Origin of the sequence: Streptomyces sp. BBFR102 (assembly GCF_051397025.1) — a bacterium.
In the GTDB taxonomy this organism is placed as follows: domain Bacteria; phylum Actinomycetota; class Actinomycetes; order Streptomycetales; family Streptomycetaceae; genus Streptomyces.
Window position 1 is genome coordinate 1562830 of record NZ_CP195757.1, and the last position, 13683, is coordinate 1576512.

Sequence of the window (13683 nt, forward strand, 5' to 3'; positions counted from 1 at the left end):
GTGCGGGGCTGCGGAGGTCAGCGCGTCAGGGCTGGAGGAGGACCAGGTCGTCGCGGTGGACGATCTCGCGTTCGTAGGCGGGCCCCAGTTCACGGCCGAGGTCGCGGGTGGAGCGGCCGAGCAGACGGGGGATCTCGGAGGCGTCGAAGTTGACGAGGCCGCGGGCGACGGCGCGTCCGGTCCCGTCGCGCAGCTCGACGGGGTCGCCGGCGGTGAACTCCCCCTCGACCGCCACGACGCCGGCGGGCAGCAGCGAGGTGCGCCGCTCGACGACGGCGCGGACGGCTCCGCCGTCGAGGGTGAGCGCGCCCTTGGGCGTGGAGGCGTGCTGGAGCCACAGGAGGCGGCCGGCGGAGCGGCGGCCGCGCTGGTGGAAGTGGGTGCCGGTGGGGTGCCCGGCGAGGGCGTCGGCGGCCTGGCTGGCGGAGGTGAGGACGACGTCGATGCCGGCGTTGGCGGCGATCTGGGCCGCCTCGACCTTGGTGACCATGCCGCCGGTGCCGACCCCGGCCTTGCCTGCGCTGCCGATCTCGACGCCTTCGAGGTCCTCGGGTCCGTACACGTCCTGGACGCGGGAGCTGGTGGGGCGGGCCGGGTCGCCGTCGTAGAGGCCGTCCACGTCGGAGAGGAGGACCAGCAGGTCGGCGCGGACCAGGTGGGCGACGAGGGCGGCGAGCCGGTCGTTGTCGCCGAAGCGGATCTCGTCGGTGGCGACGGTGTCGTTCTCGTTGACGACGGGGAGCGCGCCGAGGGTCAGCAGCTGGTCGAGGGTGCGGTAGGCGTTGCGGTAGTGGGCGCGGCGGCTGGTGTCGTCGCCGGTGAGGAGCACCTGGCCGACACGGACGCCGTACCGGGCGAAGGAGGCGGTGTAGCGGGCGACGAGGAGGCCCTGTCCGACGCTGGCGGCGGCCTGCTGGCGGGCGAGGTCGCGGGGGCGGCGTGGGAAGCCGAGCGGGGCGAGGCCGGCGGCGATGGCGCCGGAGGAGACGAGGACGATCTCGCGGGCGCCGCCGGAGCGGGTCTTGGCGAGGACGTCCACCAGGGCGTCGACGCGGTCGGCGTCGAGCCCTCCCGACGCGGTGGTCAGCGAGGAGGAGCCGACCTTCACCACGATCCTGCGGGCCTGAGCCACACCTTGCCTTGCCGCTGCCACGCGCTTTCCCCAATGATCTTGACCTGCCCGGCACCCGGACGGTGGGCAATCTACGCGAGAGCCACGGGCCACCGCCTTCGCGTTCCGAAGGACGGAACCGCGCGGACCGGCTGGCGGAACACCCTGGGCGCACAGGGGCACCACCGGGTGTGATCTTCATCAACCCTTCGCGTGCGCTCCGCGGCCACCGAGCGGCGGCCGTTCACCCACCCTTCGTCACCCTCCCTTCACCTCACCACCGGACGCGGGGTGACCGGCGCCACAGGCAGAAGCCCCAGAACACCCCCAAACCATCCCGTGACGCCGCTCCACATCAGCTCCCCCACACGCAACAGAGCGTGATCACGCCACGGCATGCACACGATCTGGTCACGACACCCGCCACGAACAGTCAGCTTTCTCTCACATCGTCTTCACGCATAACGCACAGGTATGCCGCACGCGGGCCGTAGCGTGGACTGAACCGAGCCCATTACCGAGGACTCACCCTCGCCGTTGACCAGCAAGCCCAGGCCACGCCGACATCCCCCACTTCAGCCGTCGCGTGCCGGACCTGACTGGAGAGAGTGCACCTTGTCTACGATCCCCCCCGCCGCCCCGCGCGCGTCCGCAGCCCTGCGGAAGTCGGCCCGGCTGCTGCCGCCCGCCGTGCTGGTCGGCGCCTTCGTCGCCCAGGTCGTCGGAGCCCTGCTCCCCAACACCCTGCTGCTCGCCGTCGCCACCGCGGTCGGTCTGGCCACCGACGCCGCTCTGCACCGGTGGCAGCGCCGCACGGTGACCCTGCTGGCGAAGGCCCACGCCGACGTCACCGTCCGCCAGCTGCTGCGCGACCTGCTCCTCGTCGTCGGCCTGCTGCGGATCGAGCGGCAGAGCCAGGAATCCGTCTTCCTGCCCGTGGTGATCGGCCTGCTGGCCCTCTACGCCCTGCACTTCACCGTCCAGGCGGTGTCGGTCAAGGTCCGCCGGAGCCGCACGCTGCCGTTCGTCACCCGCAACATCGACGCCTCGGCCCTGCGCCTCAGCTCCGCCCCGCCGAGCCTGCTGACCCGCCGCGCGGGACACCGGCTGCTCGCCTTCGGCGCGCCCGCCACCCTCGGCCTGCTGATCACCGCCATCGCCGACGACGGCCTGCCGGCCGCGGTCGGCGTGGGCGTCTCGGTGGCGCTGATGGCCGTCGGCCTGGTGAGCCTGACGCTGCGGCTGCTGCCCTCGCGCCGCCCGGTCCGCGAGGAGGAGGCGCTGGCGTGGCTGGACGCCTGGCTCGCGGAGTACCGGCCCACCGTCGGCATGTACTTCTCCGGCGGTACCACCTCGGCGTACCAGGCGAACATGTGGCTGGAACCGCTGGCCGCGCTGGACGGACGCCCGGTGATCGTGCTGCGTGAGCGCTTCATGGTGCAGAAGATCGCCGCCACCGACATCCCGGTGATCTGCCTGCCGAAGGTGGCCACCTTGATGCGGCTGGAGCACTCCACCCTGCGGATGATGATCCACCCGGCCAACTCCGGGAAGACCTCGCAGATCCTGCGCGTGCCCACCATCAAGCACGCCTTCGTCAACCACGGCGAGAGCGACAAGCTCTCCTCCTGCAACCCCTACGCCAAGGCGTACGACGAGGTCTGGGTGGCGGGCCCGGCCGCCCGCGAGCGGTACGCCCTCGCCGACGTCGGCATCGACGACCGCGACATCGTCGAGGTCGGCCGCCCCCAGCTCGACCCGGTCCTGCCCTACGCCGGCCCGCCCACCGGCGTGTACACCACCGTGCTGTACGCGCCCACCTGGGAGGGCTGGGACGGCAACCCGGGCAACACCTCGGTGGTCCTGGCGGGCGAGAACATCGTCCGCGCGCTGCTCGCCGACCCCAAGGTCCGGCTGCTCTACAAGCCGCACCCGATGACCGGCTCGGTCGACCCGCGCGCCGGCGCCGCCAACGAGCGCATCCAGGCCATGATCCGCGAGGCCGGCCGCCGCCGCCCGGTCGGCGCGACCGTGGTCGACAGTGCCGAACTGGCCCGCCGCACCGCAGAGTTGGAAAAGGCCACCAGCTCGGCCTTCCGCACCGCCGCCGACGATGTGGAGCGCATGCTCGCCCAGGGCCGGCCCGACTCCGGCCGGGCCGCCGAGGTCGAGCGGGCCGCCGCCGCCTGGGACGCCGCCTACTGGGGCTCCTTCGACGAGGCCGCGCACCAGATCATCACCGCCGCCCGCCCCGGCATCTTCTCCTGCTTCAACCAGGCCGACGTCCTCATCAGCGACGTCTCCTCGGTCGTCTCCGACTGGCTCGCCAGCGAGAAGCCGTACGCCGTGGCCAACACCAGCGGAATGGGCGAGGAGGAGTTCCGCACCGCCTTCACCACGGTGCGCGCGGCCACCATCCTCACCCCGGCCGCCGACGGCGTCCCGGCGCTGCTCGCCGCGGTGCGCGACCCCGCCCAGGACACCCTGGTTAAGGACCGGGCCGAGCTGAAGCTGCACCTGCTCGGCCCCTCCGACCCGCCGTCGGTCAGCCGGCTGCGGGACGCGGCGCGGGCGCTGGAGCAGAAGGTGCTGCTGCGCGGCGCCTCCCGTCCGGAGGCCACCGCCCCCGGCATCCCCACCCAGCGCGACCACACGGCGGCCGCCGACACCGCCGACACCGCGGGGACGGCACCCTCGCCGAGCTGAGCGAAAGGCCGTACTGCACACGCCCGGAGGGGCCCGGTGAACGCCGGGCCCCTCCGGGTTTTCTCCGGCCGACTTCCCGCCGCACGGGGGAACTTCGGCCCGGCCTGGACAGGACAGCCGTATTTGCGAGGGCCCCGCAGCTCCGCCCACACTGACGTCCTCGCGGACGGCGCATCCGGCGCCGGGCCCTCGACAACAGAACGGAGGGAGCCCCCGTGCCCCCCAACTCCCTCGGCACGGCCCCCGGCGCCACCGCCCCGGCCGGCGGCACCGCCCCCACACCGAAGCGCTCGGCCACCCCCCGCGACCCCTTCTTCGACAACGCCAAGTTCCTCGCGATCGTCCTGGTCGTGGTCGGCCACTCCTGGGAGGCGCTGCGCGACGACAGCCGCGCCCTGGCCGCCGGCTACCTCCTGCTCTACGCCTTCCACATGCCTGCCTTCACCCTCATATCCGGCTACTTCTCGCGGAGCTTCCGCCACGAGCCGCGCCAGCTCAAGCGTCTGGTCGGCAGCGTCCTCGTGCCGTACGCGGTCTTCGAGATCGCCCTCAACGTCTTCCGGGCCTGGGCGGACGGCGAGGAGCTGAAGATCAGCCTGCTCCACCCCTGGTACCTGACCTGGTTCCTGATGGCCCTGTTCATCTGGCGGCTGACCGCGCCGCTCTGGCAGCTGGCCCGCCACCCGGTCCTGCTCTCCACCGCCATCGCCGCGCTCGCCTCGATCGACCCCGGCATCGGCCCGGACCTCGGCCTCCAGCGGGTCCTGCAGTTCCTGCCGTTCTTCGTCCTCGGCCTGAAGATGCGCCCCGAGCACTTCACGCGGCTGCGGCAGCGCCGGGTGCGGGTCGCCGCCGTCCCCGTCCTCGCGGGCGGCGCGCTGGTCGCGTACTGGGCCGTGCTGCACATGAACCCGGACTGGTTCTACCGCCGCGACGCCGCCCAGGACCTCAACGCCCCCTGGTGGGCCGGGGTTTCGATGACGGTCGGCATGCTCGTCTGCTCGCTCCTGCTCAGCTTCGCCTTCCTGGCCCTGGTGCCCAGCCGCCGCACCTGGTTCACCGCGCTCGGCGCCGGCACCCTCTACGCGTACCTGCTGCACGGCTTCCTGGCGAAGGGCGCGCACTTCTGGGGCTGGTACGACAACGCCTTCTCGGGAACCGTCCTCGGCGCGGTCACCATCAGCGCGCTGGCGGGCACCCTCGCCGTCGTACTCACCACCGCGCCGGTCCGCCGGATCTTCCGGTGCGTGATGGAACCGAAGCTGGACTGGCTCTTCCACGACCCCGCACGCCCCGCGAGTGCCCCCAATACCCCAAGCGGCGGGGAGGCGTCCACTTCCGCCCGCCGTCAGGACGGTGAACAATCTCGGATATGACTTATGTCACCCAAGGCCAAACGCAACCTGAGCGGAAGCCAATAGTCCATTCAGGACAAAGAGCCTCATAAATTGTCGGGCGAGATCCGTAGTGGTCCAAGGGCGTCAACTCGGCGCCGACGCCTTCGATCACGGCTGGGCTAGTCTTTCGGCGGCCTCCTCCACTGAGCGCCGCCGGTCCCGATGCCCCTGCCGCCGTCCGCCGCAGCCGCACGGCCTCCGGCAAGACCACGGCCCTCGGCCACGTCTGGACCCACCCCACGGGAAGATTGCTGACTTCATGGAAATACCTCCGCTCTCCGAAGTGCGTCGCCTGACCGAGAAGAAGCGCGACGCCTGGTGGACGGTGCTGCTGGTCGACCCGGTCGCCACCCCGCTGGTCCGCTGGACGGCCAAGTACGCCCGCTGGGTGACGCCCAACCAGATCACCTGGGCGGCCCTCTTCCTCGGAATCGGCGCGGCGGCCTGCTTCGCGCAGGCCGACTGGATGTGGCTGATCATCGGCGCCGTCCTGTACCACGTCAGCTTCATCCTCGACTGCATGGACGGCAAGCTCGCCCGACTCACCGGCCGGGGCTCGGAGTTCGGCGGCTGGCTGGACTACGTCTTCGACCGCATCCGCGTACTGGCCTGCGCCGTCGCCCTGATGGGCGGCCAGTACTCCAAGACCGGTGACGTCGTCTACGTGTGGCTCGCCCTGGTCGTGGTCTTCCTCGACATGCTGCGCTACATCGACGCGCTCCAGATCTTCAAGGTGCGCCACAGCATGCGCAAGAAGATCAAGGCCCGCGCCCGCGCCGCCCGCCGCAGCATGGAGAACCAGCACCCCGACGCCGTCGGCCAGGACCAGCGCGACGAGCTGCACTTCATGGAGGACCTGCTCCGCGACAACCCCTCGGCCGACATCGACAACACCCACGACGAACTGGCCGAGCAGGTCGCCACGGGCAAGGTCAGCGCCACGGCCGACGAGCCGGAGACCGCCGCCGGCGAGGCCGCCCCGGCCCGCGAGAAGGTCGTCGTCGACCTCCACCAGGAGTTCAAGAGCCGCTTCCCCTGGTACGGCAAGTTCCGCAGCCTGCTGCTGCGCCACCGCATCCGCGCCCACCTCGTCAGCGGCATCGAGTTCCAGATGGGCGTCTTCATCGTCGGCCCGCTCTTCGGCTCGGTCCTGCCCGTCACCATCGGCAGCGGTGTCCTGCTGATGCTCTTCGAGCTGGCCATCATCTACAAGCTGCTGCTCTCCACCCGGGACTTCGAGCGCACCCTCGCCAAGTACCCGGTGCCCGAGCCGATGGACGCCCCCGCCGAGGTGGCCCTCCCGGCCCAGGCCCAGGCCCCCGCGGCCGAGCAGAACCAGGGCGACGACTCGCGCATCTGACCCGCGTCACCGCGACACCCAGTACGCCGAAGGGGCGGACCCGAACCAGGTCCGCCCCTTCGGCGTACGTACGGCCGGGCCGCCGGGAAGGTCGCCCGGCGGCCCGGCTGCGGCTCAGCCCCCGGCGAAGGGGTGGAAGCCCTCGTACTCGTCCTGCGCCTCGTCGCGCGCGGCCTGCTTGTCGCGGCGGCGCTGGGCGGCGGGACGCTCGCCCTCCAGCCGGTGGTCCTCACCGCGACGGCCGAGCATCTCGGCGCCGGCCAGCATGGTCGGCTCCCAGTCGAAGACCACGGCGTTGTCCTCGGGGCCGATGGCGACGCCGTCGCCCGCGCGGGCACCGGCCTTCATCAGCGCCTCCTCGACACCGAGGCGGTTGAGCCGGTCGGCGAGGTAGCCCACCGCCTCGTCGTTGTTGAAGTCGGTCTGCCGCACCCAGCGCTCCGGCTTCTCGCCCCGCACCCGGTACAGCGAGTCCTCCTCGCGGGTCACGGTGAACCCGGAGTCGTCCACGGCCTTCGGGCGGATGACGACGCGGGTCGCCTCCTCCTTCGGACGGGCCGCACGGGCCTCGCCGACCAGCTCCGCCAGCGCGAACGACAGCTCCTTGAGCCCCTTGTGGGCCACGGCGGAGATCTCGAAGACGCGGTAGCCGCGCGCCTCCAGGTCCGGGCGGACCATGCCGGCCAGCTCCTGGCCGTCGGGCACGTCGATCTTGTTGAGGACGACCATGCGCGGACGGTCGTCCAGCCCGCCGTAGCTCCGCAGCTCCTCCTCGATCACGTCGAGGTCGGAGACCGGGTCGCGGTCCGACTCCAGCGTCGCCGTGTCCAGCACGTGCACCAGCACCGAGCAGCGCTCGACGTGGCGCAGGAACTCCAGGCCGAGGCCCTTGCCCTGGCTGGCTCCGGGGATGAGGCCGGGCACGTCCGCCACCGTGTAGACGGTCGAGCCGGCGGTGACCACGCCGAGGTTCGGGACCAGCGTGGTGAAGGGGTAGTCGGCGATCTTCGGGCGGGCCGCGGAGAGCACCGAGATCAGCGAGGACTTGCCCGCGCTCGGGTAGCCGACCAGGGCCACGTCGGCGACGGTCTTCAGCTCCAGGACCACGTCACCGGCGTCGCCCGGCTCGCCGAGCAGCGCGAAGCCGGGCGCCTTGCGGCGAGCCGAGGCCAGCGCGGCGTTGCCGAGACCGCCACGGCCGCCGCTGGCGGCGACGTAGGTGGTGCCCTCGCCGATCAGGTCGGCCAGGACCTCCCCGTTCCGGTCGAGGACGACGGTGCCGTCCGGCACCGGCAGGATCAGGTCCTGGCCGTCCTTGCCGGAGCGGTTGCCGCCCTCGCCGGGCTTGCCGTTGGTCGCCTTGCGGTGCGGGCTGTAGTGGTATTCGAGCAGGGTGGTCACGGACTGGTCGACGACGAGGACGACGTCCCCGCCCCGGCCGCCGTTGCCGCCGTCCGGGCCGCCGAGCGGCTTGAACTTCTCACGGTGGACGGAGGCACAGCCGTGGCCTCCGTTACCCGCGGCGACATGCAGTTCGACGCGGTCCACGAAGGTGGTCATGGAAGGTGCCTCCTACGCACAGGGGAAAACAAGGGGTACTGATGGTGCTGCGGAGCGCGGCGAAAGCCCGCCCTCCTCTTCAATTGTCCACAACAAGCGAAGGGCGGACCCCCTTCCCGTTCGGGGAAGTGAGGTCCGCCCTCGCGAAAAACCGCTGTCAGCTGCCTGAGAAGAAGATCAGGCGGCCGGAACGATGTTCACGACGTTGCGGCCGCGGTGGGTACCGAACTCCACCGCGCCGGCGTTCAGCGCGAACAGCGTGTCGTCCTTGCCACGGCCGACGCCCGCGCCGGGGTGGAAGTGGGTGCCGCGCTGGCGGACCAGGATCTCACCGGCGTTGACGACCTGACCGCCGAAGCGCTTCACGCCGAGCCGCTGAGCATTGGAATCGCGACCGTTCCGAGTGGACGATGCGCCCTTCTTGTGTGCCATGTCTCCTCAGTCCCTTACTTCGCAGCCGTGGGGATGCCGGTGACCTTGACCGCCGTGTACTGCTGGCGGTGGCCCTGGCGACGGCGGTAACCGGTCTTGTTCTTGTAGCGAAGGATGTCGATCTTCGCACCCTTGTGGTGGTCGACGACCTCGGCCTGGACCTTGATGCCGTCCAGCACCCACGGGTCGCTGGTGACCGACTCGCCGTCCACGAGCAGCAGGGTCGAGAGCTCGACCGTGTCGCCGACCTTGGCGGTGGAAATCTTGTCAACCTCAACGATGTCACCGACAGCAACCTTGTGCTGGCGGCCACCGCTGCGCACGATGGCGTACACGCGGATCTCACTCTCTGTCACTCAGAAACGGACCTCTGAAGCCAGCCGCCCACTCGGGCCCGCAAAGGGCCCGGGCAATCCTGGGAGGGATGAGCGGCCTCTCCCTGACAGGCGCTGCGAGCGCCGCATCGCGGGAGGAAGGTGCTCAGAGGGTGGCGCACAAACGCCGAGGGTAAAGGCTACGGGAGGGCCACCCCGGGGGTCAAACCGGGTCCCACCTGGCGCGGGGGCCGGCCGGGATGGTCCCGGCCGGCCCCCGCGCTCACGCTGCTCAGTCCTCGTCGGCCTGAGCGGTGGCGGCCGTCTTCTTGGCCGCCGCCTTCTTGGTCGTGGCCTTCTTCGCCGTCGTCTTCTTGGCCGTGGTGGCCTTCTTCGCCGGGGCCTTCTTGGCGGCCGTCTTACGGGCCGTCGTCTTCTTGGCGGGAGCCTTCTCGGCCGCCGCCTCGTCGGAGGCCGCCTCCTGGGGAGCCGCCTCCTCGGCCGCGGCCGACTTGGCCGTGGCCTTCTTCGCCGCCGTCTTCTTGGTGGCGGCCTTCTTGGTCGTGGCCTTCTTCGTGGCGGCCTTCTTCGCCGTCTTGCGCGCCGTCTTCTTGGCGGGCGCGGTCTCGGCATCCTCCCCCGCGGGGGTCTCGGCCGAGGCCTCGGCGGGAGCCGCCTCGGGCGCGGGCTCCGGGCGGTCGGCGGCGACGACCACCACGGCCGCCTCCTCCGACGCGGTCGGCGCCGACGCCTTGCGGACGGCACGCCGGCGCGGCCGGGCCGGAGCCGCGGTGGCCGGAGCGGGCTCCGGCTGCGGCTCGACCTCGGGCTCCGGGGCCACCGGCGACGCCTCGGGCGCCTGGGCGACCTCGGCAGGGGCCTCGGCGACCGGCTCGCTCACCGGCTCCGCCGCGGCCGGGCGCACCGGCGGGCGCGGAGGCCCGGCGGACCGCCCGGCGGCGACCCCGCTTGGGTGCCTCGTCCTCCTTCGGCGCCTGTGCCACCGGAGCCTCGGTGACCGGGGTCACGGCTGCGGGCTCCTCGACGACCGGCTCCGGCGCCACGGCCGGCTCCTCGGCGAGGGGCACGGCCTGCTCGGCGACCGGGGCCTGCTCCCGGCGCGGCGCACCGGCGGGCGCGGAGGCCCGGCGGGTGGCGCGACGGCGGTTGCGGCGGCCACCGCCGGCGGCCGCCTCGGCCTCGGCGGCGCTGCTGTACAACTCCTCGTCCGGGACGAACTCCGGCGACGGCAGAGCGGCGGGCTCGGCCGTCTCCGCGGCCACCTCGGCCTCGGTCTCGGCCTCGAAGCTCTCCGGCTCCGTGTCGTGGCCGTGGTCGTGCGGGTGGACGCCGTCCTCCTGGCCGCCCTTGCCGCGCTTCTTGCGCTTGCCGCCACCGTTGCCGGAGGAGGAGGGCTGGTCGAGGTGGACGATGACACCCCGCCCGTTGCAGTGGACGCAGGTCTCCGAGAACGACTCCAGCAGTCCCTGGCCGACCCGCTTGCGGGTCATCTGGACCAGGCCCAGCGAGGTCACCTCGGCCACCTGGTGCTTGGTCCGGTCGCGGCCCAGGCACTCCAGCAGGCGGCGCAGGACCAGGTCGCGGTTGGACTCCAGGACCATGTCGATGAAGTCGATGACGACGATCCCGCCGAGGTCGCGCAGCCGCAGCTGGCGCACGATCTCCTCGGCCGCCTCCAGGTTGTTCCTGGTGACGGTCTCCTCAAGGTTGCCGCCCTGGCCGGTGAACTTGCCGGTGTTGACGTCGACGACGATCATCGCCTCGGTCTTGTCGATCACCAGCGAACCGCCCGAGGGCAGCCACACCTTGCGGTCCAGCGCCTTGGCGAGTCCCTCGTCGATCCGGTACGTCGCGAAGACGTCCGTCTCCGAGGTCCACCGCTTGAGCCGGTCGACCAGGTCGGGGGCGACCTTGCTGACGTAGCCGTGGATGGTCCTCCACGCCTCGTCACCGCTGACGATGACCTTGGAGAAGTCCTCGTTGAAGATGTCGCGGACGACCCGGACCGTCATGTCCGGCTCGCCGTAGAGCAGGCTCGGCGAGCTGGCGTTGCTCGCGTTCGCCTTCTTCTGGATCTCCTGCCACTGGCCGTGCAGCCGCTCCACGTCGCGGCGCAGCTCCTCCTCGCTCGCCCCCTCGGCGGCGGTGCGCACGATGACGCCCGCGTCCTCGGGGACGATCTTCTTGAGGATGCTCTTGAGGCGGGCCCGCTCGGTGTCGGGCAGCTTGCGGCTGATGCCCGTCATCGACCCTTCGGGGACGTAGACGAGATACCGGCCGGGCAGCGAGACCTGGCTGGTCAGGCGGGCGCCCTTGTGGCCGATCGGGTCCTTGGTGACCTGCACCAGGACCGACTGGCCCGACTTGAGCGCCGACTCGATGCGGCGCGGGCCGTGCGCCATGCCGAGCGCGGCGAAGTTGACCTCACCGGCGTACAGCACGGCGTTGCGGCCCTTGCCGATGTCGATGAAGGCGGCCTCCATCGACGGCAGGACGTTCTGCACCTTGCCCAGGTAGACGTTGCCGACGTAGGAGGTGGCCTGCTCCTTGTTGACGTAGTGCTCGACGAGGACGTCGTCCTCCAGCACGCCGATCTGGGTGCGCTCGCCGCTCTGGCGGACGACCATCACCCGCTCGACGGCCTCGCGGCGTGCCAGGAACTCCGCCTCGGTGATGATCGGCACCCGGCGCCGGCCCTGCTCGCGGCCCTCCCGGCGACGCTGCTTCTTCGCCTCCAGACGGGTCGAGCCCTTGATGGACTGGACCTCGTCGGGACCGGTGCCCGGCTCGTCCTTCTTCCGCTCGCGCGGCTCGCGGACCTTGACGACGGTGCGCTCCGGGTCGTCGCCGGAGGAGGGCTGCTCCTGCTCGCCCGCGCCGTCCCCGGCACGGCGGCGGCGACGGCGCCGCCGCCGGCTGCTGCTGGAGCCGGAGCCGTTGTCGGCGTCCTCGTCCCGCTGCTCCCCGCGGTCCTCGTGCTCGTCCTCGGCCTGGTCGTCCTTCTCGTCCTCGGCGGCGCGGTCCTCGTCACCGGTACGGGCGTCGGCCTCGGAGCCCTGCTCCTGCTGCTCGTCCTGCTCGTGGTCGGCGTCGCCCGACTCGCCGCGACGGCGGCGGCGGCCACCCCGGCGACGGCGGCGCGAGGGCCGGTCGCCGTTCTCGTGCTCCTCGTCGTCCCGGGCGCCGCGGGTCTCGTCCTCGGCGTCGTCGGCCTCGGGCTCGGGGGCCTGCTCGACCGGCTCCTCCCGTACCGGCGCGGTCTCCTGCGCCGGCGCGTCCTCACCGCGGCGGCGACGGCGCTTGCGCGGTGCCTGCTCCTCGGTCTCCGGCTCCTGCTCCTGCTCCTGCGTGGAGGTGTCGGCGGCGGCCGAGGAGGCGGCCTCGGCGGCGGCCCGCTCCGGCGTCTGGAACATGGGCTCGGAGAAGACCGGCGCCTGGAAGACGGCGACCGCCGGACGACGGCGCGAACCGCGCCCGCCCGACTCCCTCTCCTGGCGCTCCTCTCGGGCGGCCTTCGGCTGGTCGGGCTCGCTGAACAGCCCGCCCTTACGGACCGGCTTGCGGCGGGCGCGACGCGGCGCGGCCTCCTCGGCGGTGTCGCCGCCGGTCACTTCGGTGCTGCTGTCCTCGGCCACGGGGGTCTCCTCCGGCGTGCCTTCGGCCTCGGCAGCCACGGGGCTGGAGACGGGTGCGGAAACGCGACGAGTGGCACGGCGGCGCGTACGGGTGGGGGCGGCCTCCTCGGCCTGCACGGCGGGCTCCGCCTCGGCGGCGGCCGGCTCCTCGACCGGCTCCTCCTCGGCGGGGGCGGGCGCGGCGGCCTCGGCGGGCCGGGTGGCGCGGCGGCGCTTGCGCGCGGGGGCGGCGCTCTCCTCGGCGGGAGCTGCCTGCTCGGCGGGCTCCCGCTCGGGGGCGGCGGTGGTCTCGGCGGGCTCGGGGGCACCGGCCGGTGCGGAGGCGCGGCGGGCGGCACGGCGGCGCGGGCGGGCCGGAGCCGCCTCCTCCACCTGGGCGGCGTCCGGCTGCGGCTCCACCGGGCTCGCCGCCTCGGCGGCGGGGGCACCGGCGGGCGCGGTGGCGCGCCGGGTGGCACGCCGACGCGGCCGTGCCGGGGCGGCCTCGGCGGGCGCCTCGGCGGCCTGCGGCTCGACGGGGGCGGTGGCCTCCGCGGCGGCGGGCGCTTCCCGCGTACCGGCGGGTGTACCGGCCGGGGCGGAGGCGCGGCGGGTGGCGCGGCGGCGCGGGCGGACCGCAGTCGGCTCCTCGGCCGGCTCCTCCGCCTGGGCGGCGGGCTGCGGTTCCACCGGGCTCGCCACGGTGGTCTCCGCCTCGGCGGCGGGGGTTCCGGCGGGCGCGGAGGCCCGCCGGGAGGCGCGGCGGCGCGGGCGCGGCGCCGGTTCGTCTCCGGACGACGCGTCGGCGGCGGGCGCCTCGGTGTCGGCCGGCACCGGAGCCGGTATGGCCACGGCCGCGCTCTCGGCCGCCGCGGGCGGACCGGCGGGCCGGGAAGCGGCCCGCCGTCGCCTGCGCGGCGGCAGGGTGTCGCTGGGGCTGTCGTTGTCCACGTCCACGCCTTCGGCGGGATCGTTCGATCCGAGCATGCGGGGGTATCTCCCGTCACGCTCCCGGGCGCCGCGTCGAATCCGGTGGCGGTCGCCTTCGCGCGAAAGGTGCGCGGGACCGTCCTCCGGGGCGCGGGCGCCGCACGGGAGCTTCTCTGTCCTGTTCTCGCCGGTTCCGAACGCGTCTCGCGGGCGGCCTGGCGAAAGTCTTCTGGTCGGT

At 72.9% G+C, this 13683-nt stretch carries 7 protein-coding genes and 1 pseudogene; 3 read left to right on the plus strand and 5 right to left on the minus strand.

What is annotated here, in order from left to right:
* Positions 1-25: 25 nt before the first annotated feature.
* Positions 26-1153: a glutamate 5-kinase gene (gene proB, locus ACSLIC_RS07120; RefSeq protein ID WP_436736831.1), complete on the minus strand. Its 1128-nt coding sequence runs from the start codon at positions 1151-1153 to the stop codon at positions 26-28.
* A gap of 648 nt (positions 1154-1801) precedes the next feature.
* On the opposite strand from proB, the gene ACSLIC_RS07125 reads away from it, so the two are divergent.
* From ACSLIC_RS07125 to ACSLIC_RS07135, 3 genes are all read left to right on the plus strand, one after another.
* The gene (locus ACSLIC_RS07125) at positions 1802-3817 is read left to right on the plus strand and encodes a hypothetical protein (protein ID WP_436740300.1); all 2016 of its coding nucleotides are present in this window, start codon (positions 1802-1804) and stop codon (positions 3815-3817) included.
* Between the two features lie 215 nt (positions 3818-4032).
* Entirely contained in the window at positions 4033-5193 is a 1161-nt protein-coding gene (locus tag ACSLIC_RS07130; protein ID WP_436736832.1) for an acyltransferase family protein, read from the plus strand.
* 280 nt (positions 5194-5473) lie between these two features.
* Entirely contained in the window at positions 5474-6574 is a 1101-nt protein-coding gene (locus ACSLIC_RS07135; protein WP_436736833.1) for a CDP-alcohol phosphatidyltransferase family protein, read from the plus strand.
* Between the two features lie 114 nt (positions 6575-6688).
* Here ACSLIC_RS07135 and obgE read toward each other — a convergent pair whose 3' ends face one another.
* From obgE to ACSLIC_RS07155, 4 genes and pseudogenes are all read right to left on the minus strand, one after another.
* Complete coding sequence (gene obgE, locus ACSLIC_RS07140) at positions 6689-8134, minus strand: GTPase ObgE (RefSeq protein WP_436736834.1); 1446 nt, start codon at positions 8132-8134, stop codon at positions 6689-6691.
* A gap of 177 nt (positions 8135-8311) precedes the next feature.
* Positions 8312-8566: a 50S ribosomal protein L27 gene (rpmA, locus tag ACSLIC_RS07145; RefSeq protein ID WP_436736835.1), complete on the minus strand. Its 255-nt coding sequence runs from the start codon at positions 8564-8566 to the stop codon at positions 8312-8314.
* A 14-nt stretch (positions 8567-8580) separates the two neighbouring features.
* Positions 8581-8901, minus strand: a complete 321-nt coding sequence (gene rplU, locus ACSLIC_RS07150; protein WP_003948029.1) for a 50S ribosomal protein L21 — start codon at positions 8899-8901, stop codon at positions 8581-8583.
* Between the two features lie 271 nt (positions 8902-9172).
* A pseudogene (locus tag ACSLIC_RS07155) lies at positions 9173-13502 on the minus strand (Rne/Rng family ribonuclease).
* Positions 13503-13683 lie beyond the last annotated feature (181 nt).

What these genes read in the sequence shown, in the direction of transcription:
- ACSLIC_RS07135 (WP_436736833.1), top strand. Translation starts at nt 5,474, where the DNA reads ATGGAAATACCTCCGCTCTCCGAAGTGCGTCGCCTGACCGAGAAGAAG.
- obgE (WP_436736834.1), bottom strand. Translation starts at nt 8,134, where the DNA reads ATGACCACCTTCGTGGACCGCGTCGAACTGCATGTCGCCGCGGGTAAC.
- rpmA (WP_436736835.1), bottom strand. Translation starts at nt 8,566, where the DNA reads ATGGCACACAAGAAGGGCGCATCGTCCACTCGGAACGGTCGCGATTCC.